Origin of the sequence: Mycolicibacterium moriokaense (assembly GCF_010726085.1) — a bacterium.
Taxonomy (GTDB): domain Bacteria; phylum Actinomycetota; class Actinomycetes; order Mycobacteriales; family Mycobacteriaceae; genus Mycobacterium; species Mycobacterium moriokaense.
Genome location: NZ_AP022560.1, coordinates 400,438 through 419,494, shown reverse-complemented (window position 1 = coordinate 419,494; position 19,057 = coordinate 400,438). Strand labels below are relative to the sequence as shown.

The following is a 19,057-nucleotide window of genomic DNA, read 5'->3' as shown; positions in this document are numbered from 1 at the left end:
GCGATGTCGAACTTCCGGCTCACCACCAAGGTGCAGGTCAGTGGTTGGCGGTTTCTGCTGCGCAGGGTCGAGCACGCGATTGTCCGGCGCGATACCCGGATGTTCGACGATCCGCTGCAGTTCTACAGCCGCGCGGTGTCGGCCGGCGTCGTCATCGCCGTGCTGGCCTGCCTGGGTGCGGCGCTGCTGGCCTACTTCAAGCCGCTCGGAAAGCGTGGCAGTGACACACTTCTCGTCGACCGCACCACCAACCAGCTCTATGTCGTGATCCCCGGCGCCGATCAACTACGACCCGTATACAACCTGACGTCCGCCCGCCTGATCCTCGGTAACGCGGGTACTCCGGTCGCCGTGAAGTCCGACGAGCTGAACCGGCTGGCCAAGGGGCAGCCGATCGGCATTCCAGGTGCGCCCTATGCCACTCCCGTCGGCGGCGCCAACTCGATGTGGACGCTGTGTGACACCGTGACCAAGCCGGAGAGTGTCGCCCCGACAGTCAACACAGCAGTGCTCGCGCAGCCGATCCTGCCCGACGCCTCCGTGGGTCCGATGCAGCCGGACCAGGGCGTGCTGGTGAGCTTCGAGAACGACACCTGGCTGGTGACCGAGACAGGGCGACATGACGTCGACCTCGCCGACCGCGCGCTGACCTCAGCCGTGGGCATACCCGTGACCTCGAAGGCGACCCCGATCTCGGAGGGCCTGTTCAACGCCCTGCCAAACGCTGGCCCGTGGCGGCTTCCCGCGATCCCCCGATACGGCGATCCGAATACCGTTGGCCTGCCGCCGAATCTGGTCATCGGCGCGGTGTTCAAGGCCCTGACGGAGGGTGGTGACCAACACTTCGTCGTTCTGGCCGACGGCGTGGCGCGGATCAACGACACCACCGCGGCGGCGCTGCGTTCCACCAATTCTTTCGGGCTCGTCACCCCGCCCCCTGTCGAGGCCAGCACCGTCGCCAGGATCACCGAGCAGGTGTTCGTCTCACCGCTGCCGGATCAACCGTTGACGATCCTCGCGCGGGAGGATGCCCCGACCCTGTGCTGGACGTGGCAGCGCGAGCCAGGCGATCAGGCCCCGAAGACGACGATCATCACCGGCCGCCACCTGCCGATCGCAGCGTCGTCGATGAGCTCGGGAATCGATCAGATCGGCGGCGACGCAACGGTTTACCTCGACGGCGGCAAGTACATCCGGCTGCAAGCGCCTGACCCGCGGTACGGCGAAAGCCTGTACTACATCGATCCGCAGGGTGTTCGCTACGGCCTGCCCGACGAGCAGACGGGCGGCACCATCGGCCTGAGCGCCCCGATGACCGCGCCATGGCAGGTGGTCGGACTGCTGGTCGACGGCCCGGTGCTGTCCAAGCAGGCAGCGCTGATCGAGCACGACACACTGCCGCCAAACCCGAACCCGCGCAAGGTCGCCGACGGCTCCCACTCCGTGACGGTCAGTACCGGCGGTGGCGGATGACCACCAAGAAGTTCACCCCGATCATCAAGCGGGGCCCGCGCCTGACACCCGGCGAGATCAACGTGACGCCACCCGACGACCTCGGGGTCGAGATCCCACCGTCGGGTCTGCAGAAGGCGCTGCCGTGGGTCATGGGCGGCGGCATGCTCGGGATGATCGCGATCATGATCTTCACCGGCATCCGGCAGCTGTCGCCGTACATGCTGATGATGCCGCTGATGATGGTGATGGCGACCGTCGGGTTCATGGCGGGCGGTGGGCCCGGCGGCAAGCGGGTACCCGAGATCAACGCCGACCGCAAGGAGTACCTGCGCTACCTCGCGGGACTTCGGACCAGGGTGACGTCGTCGGCATCCGCGCAGGTGACGTTCTTCAACTACCACGCACCGCATCCCGACGATCTGCTGTCCATCATCGGGACCAACCGGCAGTGGTCGCGACCCACCAACGCCGACTTCTTCTCCGCCGTGCGGATCGGCCTCGGTAGCGAGCCCGCCGTCGACCGCCTGCTGAAGCCCGCGGTCGGCGGCGAGCTGGCCGGGCCGCAAGGGGCTCCGCAGCCGCATCTCGAGCCGGTCAGCCACATGTGGGTCACCAAGTTCCTGCGTACCCACGGATTGATCCACGACTGTCCGAAGTTGGTGCAGCTGCGCACATTTCCAACCATCGCGGTCGGCGGCGATCCCGACGGCGCCGCAAGCCTCCTTACCGCCATGATCTGCCACCTCGCGGTGTTCCACCCGCCGGACCTGTTGCAAATTCGGGTGCTCACGGACAATCCGGAGGATCCGAACTGGGCCTGGCTCAAATGGCTGCCCCACGTGGCACACCAGACGGATACCGACGTCGCCGGCCCGACGCGGATGGTGTTCACCCGACCCGACGGGTTGAGCGACCTGACCGCCCGTGGCCCGCACACCCCCGACGCCACCCCGAGCGGACCGTACGTCGTCGTCATCGATCTGTCCGGTGGCAGGGCGGGATTTCCGGTCGACGGCCGTGCGGGCGTTACCGTCATCACGCTCGGCAACCATCGCGGATCGGCGTACCGCATCCGTGTGGACGCGGACGGCACCGCCGACGACCGGTTGCCCAATCAGACGTTCCGCCTCGTCACTTCGGTTTCGGACCGCATGACACCGGACCAGGCAGCCCGTATCGCCCGCAAGCTGGCCGGCTGGTCCATCACCGGCACGATCATCGACAAGAGCGTGCGGGTGCAGAAGAAGGTGGCCACCGAATGGCACCAGTTGGTCGGAGCGCAGACCCTCGAAGAGGTGACGCCCAACCGGTGGCGGATGTTCACCGACACCGACCGGGACAGGCTGCGCATCCCGTTCGGACACGAACTCAAGACCGGCGACATCATGTATCTAGACATCAAAGAGGGGGCGGAGTTCGGCGCTGGCCCACACGGGATGCTGATTGGTACAACGGGTTCCGGAAAGTCTGAGTTCCTGCGCACGCTGATCTTGTCGCTGGCCGCCACCCACCACCCGGATCAGATCAACCTGCTTCTCACCGACTTCAAGGGTGGGTCGACGTTCCTGGGCATGGAGAAGTTGCCGCACACCGCCGCGGTTGTAACCAACATGGAGGAAGAGGCAGAACTCGTCAGCCGGATGGGCGAGGTGCTGACGGGAGAGTTGGACCGTCGCCAGTCCATCCTGCGTCAAGCCGGTATGCAGGTGGGCGCCGCAGGTGCGCTGTCCGGAGTCGCTGAGTACGAGAAGCACCGCGAACGCGGTGCAGATCTTCCGCCGTTGCCAACGCTTTTCGTCGTCGTTGACGAGTTCGCCGAACTTCTGCAGAACCACCCCGACTTCATCGCGCTGTTCGATCGCATCTGCCGGGTCGGCCGATCGTTGCGGGTGCACCTGCTGCTCGCGACGCAGTCGCTCAACACCGGAGGCGTCCGTATCGACAAGCTCGAGCCCAACCTCACCTACCGGATCGCACTGCGGACCACGAGTTCGGCTGAATCCAAGGCCGTGATCGGAACGCCTGAGGCGCAGTACATCACGAACAAGGAGAGCGGCGTCGGCTTTCTCCGCGTCGGCATGGAAGACCCCGTCAAGTTCCACAGCGTGTACACCGGCGTCAACTACGTGCCAACGGCACCGGTGCAGGACAACGGCGAAGCGAAGGCCCGGGTCCAGGGACCGGATCGGATCCGAATCCACCAGTTCACCGCCGCCCCCATTTTCGACTCGGCGGTGAGCCGATGACGGCCGAAGCCGAGCAGCGTGTGCTGCGCGAGGTCGTCCTCGACCAGTTGGCAACGGGGGAGACCCGGGCATATCGGATGTGGTTACCGCCGTTGGCCGACCCGACCCCGGTGAACGAACTCGTTGAGCGCGACAGCGCACGGCAGGCACTGCGCTTCGGACTCGGAATCATGGATGAGCCGCGGCGGCACCGCCAGGAGGTCTGGGGTATCGACGCCGCTTCGGCGGGCGGGAACATCGCCGTGGGCGGCGCGCCACAGACGGGCAAGTCCACGTTCCTACAGACTCTCGTGCTGTCCGCGGCGGCGACGCATACGCCACGTCAGGTCCAGTTCTACTGCGTCGACCTCGGCGGTGGCAGCCTGTTGTACCTGGAGGATCTCCCGCATGTCGGTGGCGTCGCGACGCGGTCGGAGCCGGACAAGGTCAATCGTGTCATCGCTGAGATGAAAGCCGTTCTGCGGCAACGAGAAGCCTTGTTCAAGCAGCTGCGCGTGGGCTCGATGGCCGCATACAGGCAGATGCGTGAGGACCCGAAGCATCCCGCCGCCGCTGATCCGTTCGGCGATGTGTTCATGATCATCGACGGCTGGCCCGCGTTCGTTGCGGAGTTCCCGGATCTCGAACCGATGGTCCAGGATCTCGCTGGGCAGGGTCTGCAGTTCGGCGTACACACCGTGATTTCCACACCCCGATGGACGGAGCTGAAGTCACGCATTCGCGATTATCTCGGAACCAAGGTCGAATTCCGCCTCGGCGACGTGAACGAGACCCAGATCGACCGCATCACCCGGGAGCTCCCGCAGAACCGGCCGGGCCGCGCGGTCTCGATGGAGAAGCACCACTTGATGATCGGTGTCCCGCGGCTCGACGGTGTCCACAGCGTCGACGACCTCGTGGCCGCGATGTCCGAGGCGGTGCGGATCATCAACGGACGAACGACGGAGCACGCGCCGAAGGTGCGGGTGCTGCCGGAACGGATACACCTCCACGAACTGGACCCGAACCCGCCCGGGCCGGACAGCGACTACCGCACGCGGTGGACGGTGCCGTTGGGTGTGCGTGAATCCGACTTGTCGGTTGCCTACAACCCCATGCACATGACTCCACACCTGCTGATCTTCGGAGCTCCGAAGTCGGGCAAGACACGCATCGCGCACGCGGTGGCGCAAGCCATCTGCGCGCGCAACAGCCCGACCCAGGTGCGGTTCATGTTGGCTGACTTCCGTTCCGGTCTGCTCGATGCGGTACCGGAGAGCCACCTGCTGGATGCCGGAGCGGTCAACCGCAACAGCGCGACGCTGGAAGAGGCCATCAAGGCGCTCGCGATCAATCTGCAACAGCGACTGCCACCGCCCGACCTCACCACCGCCCAATTACGGGCAAGGTCGTGGTGGCGAGGTCCCGACGTCGTGCTGTTGGTCGACGACTGGCACATGATCGTCGCGGCCAGTGGAGTGGTCCCCCCGATGGCGCCGCTCTTCCCGCTGCTGCCCGCTGCGGCAGATATCGGTCTGCACATCATCGTGACCTGCCAGATGAGCCAGGCGCATCGCGCGACGATGGACAAGTTCGTGGGCGGTGCGTACGGCGCTGGAACGCCCACACTGTTCCTCTCCGGCGAGAAGCAGGACTTCCCGTCGCGCGAGATCAAGGTGCAACGCCGGCCACCGGGCCAGGCATTTCTCGTATCACCGGACGCGAAGGAGGTCATCCAGGCGGCGTATGTGGATTCGCCGGAGGAAGAAGTGTTCTGAGCACTCCTCGAGCCCACTTAGGATTGACGAGACGCTAGCAAACAGGGGAGAGCGCTGGCGGTCGGGGTCGGGGGAAGTTTCCTGATGCGGTAGCGCCGGCCGCTGCGCAAATGGATATCCAAGCACATCACTGAATTTGGGGGACAACGCAATGCAACCCATGGAGCACAATCCGGGTGCCGTCGGAATCGGCGCACAGGTAGTCGCAAACGGCGTCAGGGGACTCGCCGCCGGTACCACCGCCTCCGCAGCGGTGTCCGCGCTCGTACCTGCGGGCGCCGACGAGGTTTCCGCTCAGGCGGCAGCGGTGTTCGCCAAGGAGGGCGTCGAGGCGTTGGCGCTGAACACGTTCGCGCAGGAGGAGTTGTCCCGCGCGGGTGCGGCGTACATGGAGATCGCCGGTATCTATGCCGCGGTCGACGGCGCCAACGCAGCCAACTTCTGACGTCTCGCTGATCGCTAACGCGAGGAACCCGTAATCGATGTTCTGGCATGGGATGCCGCCGGAGTTGAACACTGCGCGGCTGATGATGGGGGCGGGTCCGGCCCCCATGCTGCAGGCTGCCGCGGGGTGGGAAGCCCTGGCGATCTCCCTCGAGGTTCAGGCCGACGAACTGGCGGCGAGTCTTGCTGCCCTGGCATCGGTGTGGAGCGGATCGGCATGCGAACGGGCCGTCGCTTCCACCATACCCATGGTCATCTGGCTGCGAACCGTGTCCGCACAGGCGATGAAGCGGGCACTGCAGGCGACGGCGCAGGCCAACTCGTACAGCCTCGCGATGGCGACCACCCCGCCGCTGGCGGAGATCGAGCAGAACCACGTCACCCACGCGGTGCTCGAGGCGACGAACTTCTTCTGGGTCAACACAATTCCGATCGCTTTGAACGAAGCCGACTACTTCGTCCGGATGTGGAACCAGGCCGCTGGGGCGATGGATGTCTACCAGGCGGAGACGTTGTTGAACCTGATGTTCGAGATGATCGCGGCGCCGAAGCCGATCGTCGTCCCCGGTGTAAGCGAGGGCGTCGTCAGCGCCGCACTCGGACAGGCGATGGCCATGGCGCCCGCGGCAGCCGTACGCAATGCAGCGATCGCCACTGTCAGCACTCAGTCGAAGATGGAGTCGACCTTGCTGAATGCGGGCAACGCTCCCGCGCAGGGCAACATGGCCGCCCAGCGCGCCGAAGGTCAGGCGGGAAAGGCCGACGACGCGTCTCACCAGGGGCAGCCACTCCAGCCGGGCGCGCAAATGGGAATGCAGATGGCTTCCCAACTGGGATCGACGCTTGGTCAGATTCCGCAGCAGGCCGGCCAAATGGTCATGCAGCCGATGCAGCAGCTCACACAGCCGCTGCAGCAGGTGACCTCGATGTTCAGCCAGTTCGGCAGCTTGGGAACCGACAAGGCCCAGCTGGGGTTGATCGGGACCAGCCCGCTCTCGAACCACCCGCTGGCTGGAGGAACCGGCGCCGGTTCCGGCGCCGGGCTGGTGCGCGCAGCGTCGCTGCCGGGCGCAGGCGGCACCGCACCACGAACACCGTTGCTGGCCAACCTGATCGGGGGAACGAACGCGGTCGCGGCCACAGCCGGGGCAGCCGCAGGGGCAGGCGCGATGGGCCTGGCGCCCGTCGGGGCGGGGGGTGGCGGCATGGGGCCGATGGGAGGCATGGGCCAGCGCGCCAAAAGCGGAGACTCGAAGACAGGCTTAACGGCGCCGGGCGTGCTGCCGCAGGACCTGGCCGAAGAAGACGGCGACGACTGGTGACGGAAATAGCCGTCGCACAACGGACTTCCCGGCCGACCGGCCGGAAAGACTCGCCATCACATGGTGGGGACACAGGAAGAGGAAAGAGTATCCAGCATGGCAATGAATACAGACGTTGCTGTCCTCGCCAAGGAGGCAGCGAACTTCGGCCGAATCTCCGGTGAGCTGACAGGCGTCATCGCGCAGGTCGAGGGCACCGCCGGCGCACTCGCCAGCCAGATGGTCGGGCAGGCGGGCACCGCGGCGCAGCAGGCGCTGATCCGGTTCCACGAGGCGGCTGCGCAGCAGACGAAGCAGTTGGACGACATCGCCGCCAACATCAACACCGGCGGCGTCCAGTACCAGACCACCGACGACGACCAGGCCAGCGCGCTCTCGTCGGCGATGAACATCAACCACTAGCCCGTAATCGACTGAAGATCAGGAGAATTCAATGACTGAACAGGTATGGAACTTCGCGGGTATCGAAGGCGGTGCCGGTGAGATCGGCGCGGCTGTCCAGCGGACCGATGCGCTGCTCGACGAAGGCAAGGCCTCGCTGGCGGCCCTGGCCGCGGTGTGGGGAGGCACGGGTTCGGACGCTTACCAGGCCGTCCAGATGCGTTGGGATGCAACATCTGCTGAGCTGAACGCGGCCCTGCTCAACCTGGCGCACACCATCGGCAACGCCGGCCAGTCCATGGCGCAGACTGAGGCCGGCGTCACCGGAATGTTCTGACCGTTCGACGGTGCGCGTGGGTGGGCGGCAGGCTCAGGCGAACCCTGCCCACCACGTGCGTCTCGACTTCCAACTATGAGAGGTACTCATGTCGGCTGACTATGACCGGCTTTTCCATTCTTCAGGATCGTCGGTGGACGCTCTGACCACAGCCGACGACGATGTCGATCGCGACATCGCAATCCAGGCCGCGATCGCCAACAGCGAACCGGGTCGCAGTGAATTGACATCGCCCGTGATTCCGGTTGCGGCGAACCAGACTCAAACCACGTCCGCACCGCCACCGCGCCAAAGCGAGGTGACGACGCAGATGCCCACTGCACGGCCGGTGCCGCGGCAACAGCCCAACGGGATGATGCGGACACCGATGTCCGCCGGAGGAGTCGGGGCTCGTTATGAACAGCCTCGCTCGGCGCCGACCCCGCCGCCGAGGCCGGCACCCGCGCCCGCACCCTCACAGCATTTCGCGGACGCGCAAACCGAGATCGACCCCGCGGGGCGGATGATTCAGCCCGCACCGACGTCGGCGGCGACGATCGGCAACCATCGCGCCATCGATGCGCTGTCGCATGTCGGTGTGAAGTCGGCGGTCAGGATGCCGTCGGCGCGCGGCTGGCGTCATCTGCTGTACGTGCTGACGCGTATCAATCTGGGACTGTCGCCCGACGAGCTCTACGAATTGGATCTGCATACCCGGATCCGACGAAATGCCAGGGATTCGTACCAGATCGGTGTGTTCGGGCTGAAGGGTGGCGTCGGAAAAACCGCCATCACCGTCGCCCTGGGGTCAGCGTTGAGCAAGGTGCGCGGCGACCGGATCCTGGCCATCGACGCGGACCCGGACGGCGGAAATCTGGCCGATCGCGCAGGCAGGCAGTCGGCGGCGACGATCGGCGACCTGCTCGCGGACAACGAACTGTCGCGGTACAACGACATTCGTGCGTATACGAGCATGAACGGCTCGAACCTCGAGGTGCTGTCCGCCGAGGACTACAGCGGTGCACGCCGCGAGTTCAACGACGACGATTGGAACGGCGCCACCGGTATCGTGTCGCGCTACTACAACCTCGTGCTCGCCGATTGCGGGGCCGGGTTGTTCCAGCCGGCGGCGCGCGGTGTGTTGTCGACGGTCTCGGGTCTGGTGATCGTCGCCAGCGCGTCCATCGACGGTGCGCGGCAGGCGGCGATCACGATGGACTGGTTGCGGCAGAACGGATATCAGGATCTGCTGGGCCGCTCATGTGTGGTGATCAATCATGTGGTGCCGGGTAAGCCGAACATCGACATCGATGATCTGGTGCAGCAGTTCGAGCGTCACGTCCCACCCGGCCGTGTCATCGTGCTGCCGTATGACAAGCACATCGCCGCCGGCACCGAGATCCAGCTCGACCTGTTGGGCAAGGCCTTCCGGCGTCGCATCGTCGAGTTGGCGGCGGCGCTGTCCGACGACTTCGACAGGCTCGAGCGCCGTTGACCGCAATCGCTGCTCCCGCACCGGTAGCACCGGGCGTGACACCCGGCCGGCCGTCGACCACGCGGGTGACGATCCTGACCGGCCGGCGGATGACCGATCTGGTGCTGCCGGCGGCGGCTCCGATCGAGACGTACATCGACGAGACGGTGTCGGTGCTGGCCGAGTTACACGAGGACACACCCAAAGACGTTCTCGCGGGGTTCGACTTCGCAGCGCAGGGGGTGTGGGCGTTCGCGCGCCCGGGCGCGCCGCCGATGAAGTTCAACGAATCGTTGGACGACGCCGGCGTTGTGGACGGATCGCTCCTGACACTGGTCTCGGTCAGCCGAACCGAGCGCTATCGGCCCCTGGTCGAGGATGTGATCGACGCGATCGCGGTACTCGACGAGTCGCCGGAGTTCGACCGCAGGGCCCTCAACCGCTTTGTCACCTTGGCGATTCCGTTCGCGGTGGTGACCGTGACCGTCATGTCGATGATCGCGTGGATGCAGAGCGGCCACGATTGGTGGTGGGGGGCGGCGCTTGGCGTGCTCGGCGTTGCACTGGCTAGTGGCAGTGCGTTGGCTGCCAGCCGGTACCAGAACGTCGACATGGGGGAGAGCCTGCTGGTTGCGACGCTGCCCACCCTCGCAGGTGCGGCGGCGTTGACGATTCCGCTGCCACAGGGTTACGACTCGCTGGGTGCACCACAGACGGCGGGTGCGGCGGCGGTGGTCCTGCTGTCGACACTGGCCACGCGGGGCGGACCGCGTAAGAGAGCCGAGCTGGCAGCCTTCTTGGCCGTCGCATCGATCGCCGCGACCGCAGCGGCAGTCGCTTTCGGGTACGGCTGGCAGTTCTGGGTGCCCGCCGGTGCGATCGCATTCGGCCTGATCGTCGTCACGAACGCCGCCAAGCTGACGGTCGCGGTCGCGCGGATCGCCCTGCCGCCGATTCCCGCGCCAGGCGAAACGGTGGGCAGCGAGGAACTTCTGGACCCCGTCGTCACACCCGACGGTCATGAATCGCCGACGTGGCAGGCGATCGTCGAGTCGGTGCCGGATTCCGCTGCGCGGCTGCACGCCCGCAGCCAGTTGGCGAGGCGGTTGCTCATCGGTTTCGTGACGGCGGGTGCGCTGATCCTGTCGATCGGAGCGATAAGCGTTGTGGTCGAAGGACATTTCTTCCTGCACAGCATGGTCGTCGCCGGACTGGTGATGTCGATCTGCGCTTTCCGGTCCCGCCTGTATACCGAGCGGTGGTGCGCATGGGCGCTGCTGGCGGCGGTCGTGGTCATCCCGACGGGATTGATGGTCAAGCTGGCCCTGTGGTCACCCGAACGTGCGTGGCTGGTGCTCAGCGTCTACGTGGCGCTGGGGGTCGTGGCGCTGATCGTCGTCGGAGCGACGCGCAGCGTACGGCGGGTCTCGCCGGTGACCAAGCGGATCCTCGAACTGCTCGACGGTGCGGCGATAGCGGCGGTGATTCCGATGCTGCTGTGGATCGCGAGCGTCTACGACCTACTGAGAAACCTGCGGTTCTGATCGCGAGAGGAGCGACACGTGAACGCCGAGACATTGAGGGTGAATACCCAGGTGCTACAAAGTGCGACAACGGCTTTCGGCGACGTCGTGGACGCGTTGCACCACCTTCAGGCCGATACCCCCATCGGTGAGGCAGCCGCAGCGGCGGGGCAGTTCCTAACCGCGGAGTCATGCCGAAAGGCACAGCAGGGCGTAGCGGCCGCGGTCACCGCCGCCATCGAGACTGTCCGCACGTACGGCGACAACCTGGGCGCCGCGGCGCGCGCGTATCTCGGTGAGGATGCGTCGGGTGCCGACGCCATCGGCGACGTCGACATCCCGACCTGACGTTACCGAGCGGCTTCGTTGGACGTGGCCTTGAAAGCGTCCTGGAACGCAGTCAGGCCCTCACCGAACCCCTTGGTCGAGATGTAGTCCTGCAAGTCGAGGAAGTACGTCCGCATAGCGGCGTTGGAGAAGGCGCGCTCGACCTGATCCGGGGTCATGAGTACGCCGTTCTGCACGTATGTGCTGACCTTCGCGGGATTCGGATCCGACCGCACCAGAATCGAAGCGATGCGGACCGCCATGTCGTTGAGCGCCTCACCGCTCGTCCGGGTCGGAATGTCACTCTCGGCCTGCTTGACCGCGCCGAACGCCGCGCCTAATAGCGACCCCGCCGCGGTGAGATCGGCGACTGACTCGTCACTTTCCGGCGGCGCCGCAGCGGCGGCGTCCTCGTACCGTTGGGCGGCAACGCGCACCGCTTCGACGGCCGTTCTCCCCGCTTCAGGGTCTGCGACCAGAACCGACAACAGGTTCCGCAACGCCGACGGGTCCGCCAGCACCTGGGTGCGGACGGTGTCGAAGGCCTGCTGTTGCCCGCCGACCAGGTCGCCGAAGAACGGCGCCAGCGCGGCCGCATAGCTTCTGATCAGCATGGGATTGAGTTGTGCGGCCGGAACTTTCGAAAGTCCGAGGAAGCCAGAACCCACGGCCATCAGGGCGGCGTGGTCGGCGATGAGGAACTCGGCGAGCGCGGCGGCCGCCTCTGTAGCCTGTGCGTCGGGGTCACCGCCCGCATCCTGGCCGATCCAGGCGAACTGAGCGCCGGCTGCCGCGCCGTCGTCGTCCCATTCGTACGTCGTCAGCTTTTTGAGGTCGGCGTTGCCCGCGTCGCCGGTGAGCACCTCGACCATCGCCGACGGAGAGTCCGGGGGAAGTTCGGGGGGTGAACTATCGCACGCGGACACCGCAATGAGCACCGTCGCAAGGATGCTGATTGTTCTCGTCATCCGCGTAGGACGAATCCTTTCGGCACGTTGATTCCGCCGGCCTCCTGATACTGCTTGTAGAAGGTGTCCATCGCGTTGGCGAATCCGCGATTTTCCACATACTCCTGCATATCGAGGAAGTAGTCACGCCGTTGGCTCGCCGGGATGTCCTCGGGCCGCTTCAGCGACCCGTCCTCGGGGTTGACGTACTGAGACATCTCGCCGAGGTTGGGGTCGTCGCGCACCAGGCCTTCGGCGATGTAGAAGTTCGTTTGGTTCATCGCGTCGGCAACGTTGGTGGTGGGTGCATTCGACGTCACCGATTCGAGGGTGGGTTCCGAGCCGAGCATCCCCTTGATCGTCAGCTCCGCGATTGTGCCGCCGACGGCGGGTATCTGACTCGCCGGCCAGCCGAGGGCAGCGCCGAGGGCGGCCTTCTTCATGTCGTAGACGGCCTTCTGGTTGTCCAGATTGTTGGCGCCGCGGGACTCCATCTCCTGCACTGCGGCAGAGTCGACGACCCCGAGCATGGCGCCCGCGTTCGCCAGGTTGTTGTAGTCCGGATTGCGTTGGTAGTCGAGGATGTGCTCGTACGCCGCCTCGTTCCACGCCTTCGCCGCAGTCGGGTCCGAGTCCATCACGGCGAAGATGTTTCGCATCTGTGTGAAGTCCGAATCCGCCGTCCCTGGAACGGGTTCGAAACCGGGCATCTGCCCGTCGCCGAGCATCGCCTTCTGGTAGGGGTCGAGTGCATCACCCCAGCTTTGCACGAGATCGGGATTCATTTGGCCGACGGTGGTGTCCTCGTCGAGGCCCCAACCGCCGGGGTGTTGCAGGTTCAGCAGGTCGTCGCCGCTGTCGCCGAGGTATGTCGAGAGGGCGTTCGCGGTTTCTCCGGCGCGCAGAGCGACGTCGGGATCGGTGGACGTCGCCCCGTCGTGCACCCAATCGGTGAGAGTCCTAATGGCGGCGCCGTTGTCGGTCCACTCGTGTCGCGCGATGTCGTCGAGGAACGTCGAATTCGGCTCGGTGATCATGTCGTGGCTGACGATCTGGTCGCGGCCGGCGGAGTTGAAGATGTCCTGAACGATTGAATCGCCTTGCGGGTTCGAGCTCTTGAAGTAATCGCGGTTCTCCTTCTCGGCGCCATGCAGGACGTCGACCGCGCGGTCCATCATCGTGCGGTCGAGTTCGGAACCCTGTTGGAACTGCGCATCGCCGGCCCGGATCAGTTCGGAGACCTTCTGCAGATCGTCGCCGGACGGATAGGTGGTGACGGGAATTGTCTGGTCGGGACCAGCGATGGCGCGGCTGACGGCGGGTGCGTCGAGCGCATCCTTCACGCTCTGCGGCAGCATGCCCTTGCCGCCGGTCATCGCGTCGGTGTCGATTCCGGGCGGAATCTGATTCTTGAACGGCTCGTCCACCACCAGGGGGAATTTCACATCGGGATCGCTCATGACTTGCATGGAGTCGCCGATGATATCGCCATGCTCACCGAGGTCGTTCTTCAGCGCGACCAGCTCGTCGAGCGACTTGCCGCTCATCTGCGACTGCATCTGACTGACCACTTCGGCTTGGTCGGGGGTCAACGGCACCGGCGGCATGGTCACGCCGGGATTGTTCGGATCGGAATGCGGCTGGAGTTGATTCGGCTCGATGCCGTCGAGAATGTCGTCGACCTGCCGAGCGGCGTCCTTGTCGCCGGCCAGCGAGCGGCGAACGAGGTCCTCGATCTCCTCCTTGCGAGGGTCGTCCCCGACGGCGAATGACACGTCGGGTTTGGCGGCGCCGTCCTCGTCGAACGTCGGGAACTTACGCGCGGTTTCACCGTCGATACCGTCGTAGGTCTTGAGCAGGCGCTGGAGCATCCGCGTGTACGCCTGCGGATAGCTGCGGAACACCTCGGGCAGGTTGGGCGGAGGCGTCGCGACTCCGTTGTCGGAAATTCGCCAGCCCTGGCCTTTCAGCTGAGAAACCATGTCCAGCAGGGCAGTGCGCGTCGCGCCGAGTTGCCCGCCTCCGGTGGCGAGTACGCCTTGCAGTGTCCGCAGCTTGTCGCGCAGTGCTTCCTGGGTGGCGAGATTGCGCTCCCCGCGGGCCAATGCCGCGTTCGCCGCTGTCCCCGACCACCCCTCTCGCAGCTTGTCGACGGATGCGCGCTGCGCTGTGATCAGGCTGTCGAGCTGGGCCGTCCGCGCGCCGACTTCGGCCGCCGCCGAAACCAGCCGTTCCGGCTGCGACGCCTCGACGGCTGACAGGGAGGTGGCCACTTGTCCATTATCGAGGCTGCCCGGTGACACCCTCTGCAGTACTTTCTCTCGCCGACTGCACGCTTGTTGTACGTATCGGCCGACAGGCTCGGCAAAGAAGCGTGCAGTCGGCGCGGCGAGTCAGGCCTTGACCTTGATCTTGAAGATCAGGTTGGTGAGTGCACCGAAGGCGCCATGGCCGCCGATGTAGAGGCGTTTGGTGTCGTAACCCGCGACGTCCTTCATGGTTTCGGCGCCGAAGCGGGCGGGGGTGTCGCCGTCGATCAGGGTGACGTCGGCTCCCAGCAGGGCATGACGCACCTCGATGCGTTCGTCACCGGTGGCGGTGGCCACGAGCTCGCCGATGGTCCGCTCGCCGCCGGTCGCCGGGACAGCGACACAGACGACGCCCTGCTCGTCGAGATGACTCCGAATCTCGTCGAGCGTCGCCTCCGCACCGACCACCAGGCTGAGGTTGCCGAGGTTGACCGCGATGTCGGTGTTCCCGCCGGAAGTCAGCGGTGCGCCGGTATCGGTTGTCAGCTTCCCGGTCAGCGCGTCGCGCACGGCGGCGCCGAACCGGTGCACGTCGGGTTCGGCCGGTGAGACCTCGGGCAGCATGACGCCGGGGTTGAGCAGACCGGCGGGATCGAACACCGCCTTGATGGCGCGCTGCGCGGCGATCTCGACCGGGGTGAACCGCTGGGTCATGAACGCGACCTTTTCCGTACCCACCCCGTGCTCGCCGGTGATGGTGCCGCCCAATTTCAAAGCCGCGGCGATGATCTCGTCGTTGGCGGCTTTCAACGCCGCCGCGGCCTTGGGGTTGTCCTTGTCGTAGAACGTGGTGGGATGCAGATCCCCATCGCCGGCGTGTCCGCACACCGCGATGAACAGCAGCCCGTCCTTGTGCCGTTCGGCGGTGGCCTGGATGGCTTGCTGCATCTCGGGGATGCGGTCCCGCGGCACGGTGACATCGCCGATGAAGAAGCCCTTGCCGCTGGCCACCACCGAGTCGGGAGCATGCAACCGGCCGTACCACAGCGCGGCGCGGTCCTTGTCGGCCTCGGCGACGCGGACCTCGGTGGCGTGCTCGCGCAGCACGCGTTCGACGATCGCCTGATCGCGAGCGACCTCGGCGGCGGTGCCGTCGACATCGATGAGCACGATGGAATCGGCATCCAGCGGGTAGCCGGTGTCGTAGAACTGTTGCAGCCCGGCGATGCCGTCGCGGTCCAGCCATTCCACCGCCGAGGGCACCACGCCGGTGGCGATGATCGCGGAGATGGTGTCGGCGGCCTCGCGCGCGGAGGCGAACGCACCCATCAGGCTGTGGGTCACCGGCGCGATCGGACGCAGCGCCACCGTCACTTCGGTGACGATGCCGAGTGTGCCCTCCGAGCCGATGATGACCCCCAGCAGATCCGGGCCGTCGTCGTCGACGCTGAAGGTGACGGTGGATCCGTCGGGCAGCACGACCTCCGCGGCCAGGATGTGGTTGTAGGTGACGCCGTACTTCAATGCGTGTGGGCCACCGGCGTTTTCGATGAGGTTGCCGCCCACGGTGGCCAGATGCGCCGACACCGGATCGGGGGAGAAGCACAACCCGTGCGGGGCCAGCACGTCCTGCAGGTCGGAGTTGATGACCCCGGCCTCCACCCGTGCGCGCCGGCCCGCCACGTCGACGTCGATGATCTGATTCAAACCCGAGAGGTCCAGCAGCACCCGTCCGCGCTCGGGCATCATTCCGCCGGAGCAGTTCGACGCCCCGCCCCGCGGAACGATGGCGACGCCGTACTCGGAGGCGATCCGCATGATCGCGGCGATCTCGTCGCGGTTGTGCGGGCGCAATAGAAGATCCGCCGTGCCGCCCACACCCCAGAAGTCGTGACCGCGATCGGTCAGCACCGTCTCGTCGGTGACGATCTCGGCGTGGCCGGCGACCGCTGCGGTGAACCGCTCGGTCGCGGCGCTGTCGAGGTTGGTGGCTTGCCTAGTGGGAGTGGACATTTGGTGGGCCTCCTTCGGCGCAATCCCTGGTAGCGGGTGAATCGCACCTACGTTCTCCCAGGACTGAGCCGACTGTCTCCCACGCTGGCCACCAACGGCAGTGCGCGCTGACCGGAGAACGCTATGGAGGCTAGCTGCAAGGCCAACGCGGCGTCAGCACCGCCGCATCAGCGCAGGTTATGTGCCAGCTGTGCTGTGAGCCAACGCTATTCGCACACCCGCAGGGCCTGCGCCGGGCACATCGCGACGGCGCGCAGGACCGCGTCGTACTCCGATTCCCAGGAAGACGGAACGGTCACCTGAACCTGCTCGGATCCGTCGGGCAGATCGAACACATCGGGTGCGGCCATCAGACACTGGCCATGGCCTTCACACAGCGTGTAGTCGACGGTGATGTGCATGGCTCCTCCACTCATTGCCGTACCCCGATGGTGACGGCCGCCTCCATGGAGGTCGCGGGCCGAGCGCGCCAACGTTTGGCCTGCAGGTGCCAAATCCGCAGGGTCAGTGTTCGGGCAGGTCGTCGAGCAGTCCGCTGCGGCCGGCGAGCGCGGCGGCCGCGACCCGGTTGCCCACACCCAGCTTGTTCAGCAGCGATGCCACCATGCGTTTGGCGGTGCGCTCCGAGACCACGATCCGTTCGGCGATCTCGGCTGTCTCCATCCCCGACGACAGCAGCGTCCAGAGTTTGATGTCCGCCGGCGTCAACGACTCCAGCAGGCTGGCATCGGGTTTACGTGTGCTGGTCAGCAGCTTCTCGAGCAGGCCGGGGTCCAACACGCGCAGCCCCGCGGCGATGGCCTGCAGGGGACCGACGAGCGCCTCCGGGCGCACCGACTTCGACAGAAAGCCGTCGGCCCCCGCGCGCAGCGCGTCCTCGGCCAGTTCCAGATCGCCGGTGCCGGACAGCGCCAGGATGCGGGTGTTCGGGTGCCGGGTCTTGATGTGGCGAATTGCGGCGACCCCGCCCAGCGGCGGCATGGTCAGATCGACGATCGCCAGATCCGCATCGCAGGAGCCGACCAGATCCGCGGCCTCTTCGACGAACGTCGTGCGCCCGCCGATGACGAACTGCTCACGCCAATCGCGGGTGAGCAACAGCTCCAATCCCTCGGCGAAGAGCTCATGGTCATCGACGATGACGATGACGAACGGCCGCTTCTGCACGCGCCGAACGTAGCGAAAACGATTGGGCAGCCGCCGCAGATTGCTCCGACTGGGGCGATCGCACGTGTCTAGGGTGACTCTCGTGGAGAGCGGAGGCCGGCTACGGGCGCTCGTGGTGCCGTCCGCAGACCGATTCGGATTGGCCCGCGTCATCATCGCCATCCGCATTTCGGTCGTGGTCTCCATCATCGTGTTCGCGGCGATCGGCCCGGAGTGGATGCGCCGACACCCCGTGATCCTCGGGATCGTGCTCGCCGGCGCGTTGACCTATTCGGCTGTGCTCATGCGGTATCCGGCTCTGGAGCTGCGCCGCACGCGGTACGCCTGGCTGGTCGCGGCGATCGATCTGTCCTTCACGCTGGGGTTGGTATCGCTGACCGGCGGCGCGGAGAGTCCTGTGGTGGTGGTGCTGCCCCTGGTCGTGATCGCCTCTGCGGCGCGGCTGACATTGGCCGAATGCGTCGTCCTGGCTCTTGTGGCGGGTGCCGGTTACGTGGCCGTGGTCGAGGCGTCCGGTGAGCCGAGCGTCGACCTGGCGGGGCGCGCTCAGGCGCTGTGGTGGGCGCTGTACCTGGTGTTCATCGCGCTGATGTCCGGCGGGCTGTCCGTCCTGCTCGAACGCGAGAACGAGTCTCGACTCCAAGCACTGGTCGAGGCCGAGGCCGAGCGTGCCGCCGCCGAGGAAGAGCGCGATCTGCGGGCACGGTTGCTGCGCTCGTACGAAGCCCAGCAGGAAGGCTTGCAGGTTCTGCTCCACGAGTTCCGCACGCCGGTCGCGTCCATCGACGCCCTGTCCGAGGCGATCGAGTCGGAGACGATGACGCCCACCGACCGCGACGCGGCGATCAAGCTCGCCGGCCGCCACGCGCGCCACCTGTCGGACATGCTCGACGCGCTGGCCGACGTCAACCTGAGCCGGCAACCCTCCTTCTCCTCGGGCCGTGTCCGCCGCGTCGACCTGGCCGAGTTGATCGCCGAAGCCGGGGACGCCGCGGGTGTACGACCGCCGCGCCTGCGGGTCTCGGTGGACCCGGACGTCTCCTCGATCCAGGTCGACGCGCAGGGGCTACGACGCGTGCTCACCAATCTGCTGGAGAACGCGGCCCGGCACGGTCGCGGGCTGCCCATCGACGTGGTGTGTGAGCGCACCGAACATCGGCTCAGCATCGCCGTCGCCGACCGCGGGCCGGGTGTGCCGCAGGACAAGATCGGCGACATCACGTCGAAGTTCGTCAGCCTGTCCGACCGCCGCGGCACCGCTGGCCTGGGCTTATGGATCGTTTCGGAGATCGTCGACGCCCTCGGCGGGACATTGCGGTTCGCCACGCGTGACGAAGGCGGGCTGACCGCCTCGTTCACCATTCCCGTCAACTAGACGGCCCGCTCGCCCCTCAGAACTGGCCCGATCGGGCCGTGAGTTGGCCCGCACGGCGGGA

At 66.3% G+C, this 19,057-nt stretch carries 16 protein-coding genes; 11 read left to right on the top strand and 5 right to left on the bottom strand.

What is annotated here, in order from left to right:
* Nucleotides 1–3 precede the first annotated feature (3 nt).
* The 10 genes from eccB (at nucleotide 4) to G6N43_RS01900 (ending at nucleotide 11,266) form a co-directional block, all read left to right on the top strand.
* Nucleotides 4–1,473: a type VII secretion protein EccB gene (gene eccB / locus G6N43_RS01945; protein ID WP_083151702.1), complete on the top strand. Its 1,470-nt coding sequence runs from the start codon at nucleotides 4–6 to the stop codon at nucleotides 1,471–1,473.
* Complete coding sequence (eccCa, locus tag G6N43_RS01940) at nucleotides 1,470–3,701, top strand: type VII secretion protein EccCa (protein ID WP_083151705.1); 2,232 nt, start codon at nucleotides 1,470–1,472, stop codon at nucleotides 3,699–3,701. Before eccB ends, eccCa begins: the two co-directional genes overlap by 4 nt.
* Entirely contained in the window at nucleotides 3,698–5,458 is a 1,761-nt protein-coding gene (eccCb, locus tag G6N43_RS01935; protein WP_083151708.1) for a type VII secretion protein EccCb, read from the top strand. The genes eccCa and eccCb overlap by 4 nt, the downstream gene beginning before the upstream one ends.
* Nucleotides 5,459–5,609: 151 nt before the next feature.
* Nucleotides 5,610–5,903: a PE family protein gene (locus G6N43_RS01930; RefSeq protein ID WP_083151711.1), complete on the top strand. Its 294-nt coding sequence runs from the start codon at nucleotides 5,610–5,612 to the stop codon at nucleotides 5,901–5,903.
* 37 nt (nucleotides 5,904–5,940) lie between these two features.
* Nucleotides 5,941–7,224: a PPE family protein gene (locus G6N43_RS01925; protein WP_083151714.1), complete on the top strand. Its 1,284-nt coding sequence runs from the start codon at nucleotides 5,941–5,943 to the stop codon at nucleotides 7,222–7,224.
* A 96-nt stretch (nucleotides 7,225–7,320) separates the two neighbouring features.
* Complete coding sequence (locus tag G6N43_RS01920; RefSeq protein WP_083151717.1) at nucleotides 7,321–7,626, top strand: WXG100 family type VII secretion target; 306 nt, start codon at nucleotides 7,321–7,323, stop codon at nucleotides 7,624–7,626.
* Nucleotides 7,627–7,657: 31 nt separating this feature from the next.
* Nucleotides 7,658–7,942, top strand: coding sequence for a WXG100 family type VII secretion target (locus tag G6N43_RS01915; RefSeq protein WP_083151720.1), 285 nt, complete (start codon nucleotides 7,658–7,660; stop codon nucleotides 7,940–7,942).
* Nucleotides 7,943–8,030: 88 nt separating this feature from the next.
* Complete coding sequence (locus G6N43_RS01910; protein ID WP_083151723.1) at nucleotides 8,031–9,416, top strand: MinD/ParA family ATP-binding protein; 1,386 nt, start codon at nucleotides 8,031–8,033, stop codon at nucleotides 9,414–9,416.
* The gene (eccD, locus tag G6N43_RS01905; protein WP_083151726.1) at nucleotides 9,413–10,939 is read left to right on the top strand and encodes a type VII secretion integral membrane protein EccD; all 1,527 of its coding nucleotides are present in this window, start codon (nucleotides 9,413–9,415) and stop codon (nucleotides 10,937–10,939) included. Before G6N43_RS01910 ends, eccD begins: the two co-directional genes overlap by 4 nt.
* Before the next feature lie 18 nt (nucleotides 10,940–10,957).
* Nucleotides 10,958–11,266, top strand: a complete 309-nt coding sequence (locus tag G6N43_RS01900; RefSeq protein ID WP_083151729.1) for a type VII secretion target — start codon at nucleotides 10,958–10,960, stop codon at nucleotides 11,264–11,266.
* Nucleotides 11,267–11,268: 2 nt separating this feature from the next.
* On the opposite strand, the gene G6N43_RS01895 is transcribed toward G6N43_RS01900, so the two are convergent.
* The 5 genes from G6N43_RS01895 to G6N43_RS01875 all read right to left on the bottom strand — a co-directional run bounded on the left by G6N43_RS01895 (nucleotide 11,269) and on the right by G6N43_RS01875 (nucleotide 17,621).
* Complete coding sequence (locus tag G6N43_RS01895) at nucleotides 11,269–12,213, bottom strand: hypothetical protein (RefSeq protein WP_133056553.1); 945 nt, start codon at nucleotides 12,211–12,213, stop codon at nucleotides 11,269–11,271.
* Nucleotides 12,210–14,465 (bottom strand): WXG100 family type VII secretion target, encoded by a 2,256-nt coding sequence (locus G6N43_RS01890; protein WP_083151734.1) that lies wholly within the window; start codon nucleotides 14,463–14,465, stop codon nucleotides 12,210–12,212. Before G6N43_RS01890 ends, G6N43_RS01895 begins: the two co-directional genes overlap by 4 nt.
* Before the next feature lie 120 nt (nucleotides 14,466–14,585).
* Nucleotides 14,586–16,454 (bottom strand): FAD-linked oxidase C-terminal domain-containing protein, encoded by a 1,869-nt coding sequence (locus G6N43_RS01885; protein WP_083151736.1) that lies wholly within the window; start codon nucleotides 16,452–16,454, stop codon nucleotides 14,586–14,588.
* A gap of 206 nt (nucleotides 16,455–16,660) precedes the next feature.
* Entirely contained in the window at nucleotides 16,661–16,870 is a 210-nt protein-coding gene (locus G6N43_RS01880) for a ferredoxin (RefSeq protein ID WP_234810090.1), read from the bottom strand.
* A gap of 88 nt (nucleotides 16,871–16,958) precedes the next feature.
* Nucleotides 16,959–17,621 carry a response regulator gene (locus G6N43_RS01875; RefSeq protein WP_234810091.1) on the bottom strand — a complete coding sequence of 221 codons (663 nt, stop codon included), beginning with the start codon at nucleotides 17,619–17,621 and terminating at the stop codon, nucleotides 16,959–16,961.
* An 82-nt stretch (nucleotides 17,622–17,703) separates the two neighbouring features.
* Between G6N43_RS01875 and G6N43_RS01870 the strand changes: the two genes are divergently transcribed.
* Nucleotides 17,704–18,996 (top strand): sensor histidine kinase, encoded by a 1,293-nt coding sequence (locus G6N43_RS01870; protein WP_083151744.1) that lies wholly within the window; start codon nucleotides 17,704–17,706, stop codon nucleotides 18,994–18,996.
* Nucleotides 18,997–19,057 lie beyond the last annotated feature (61 nt).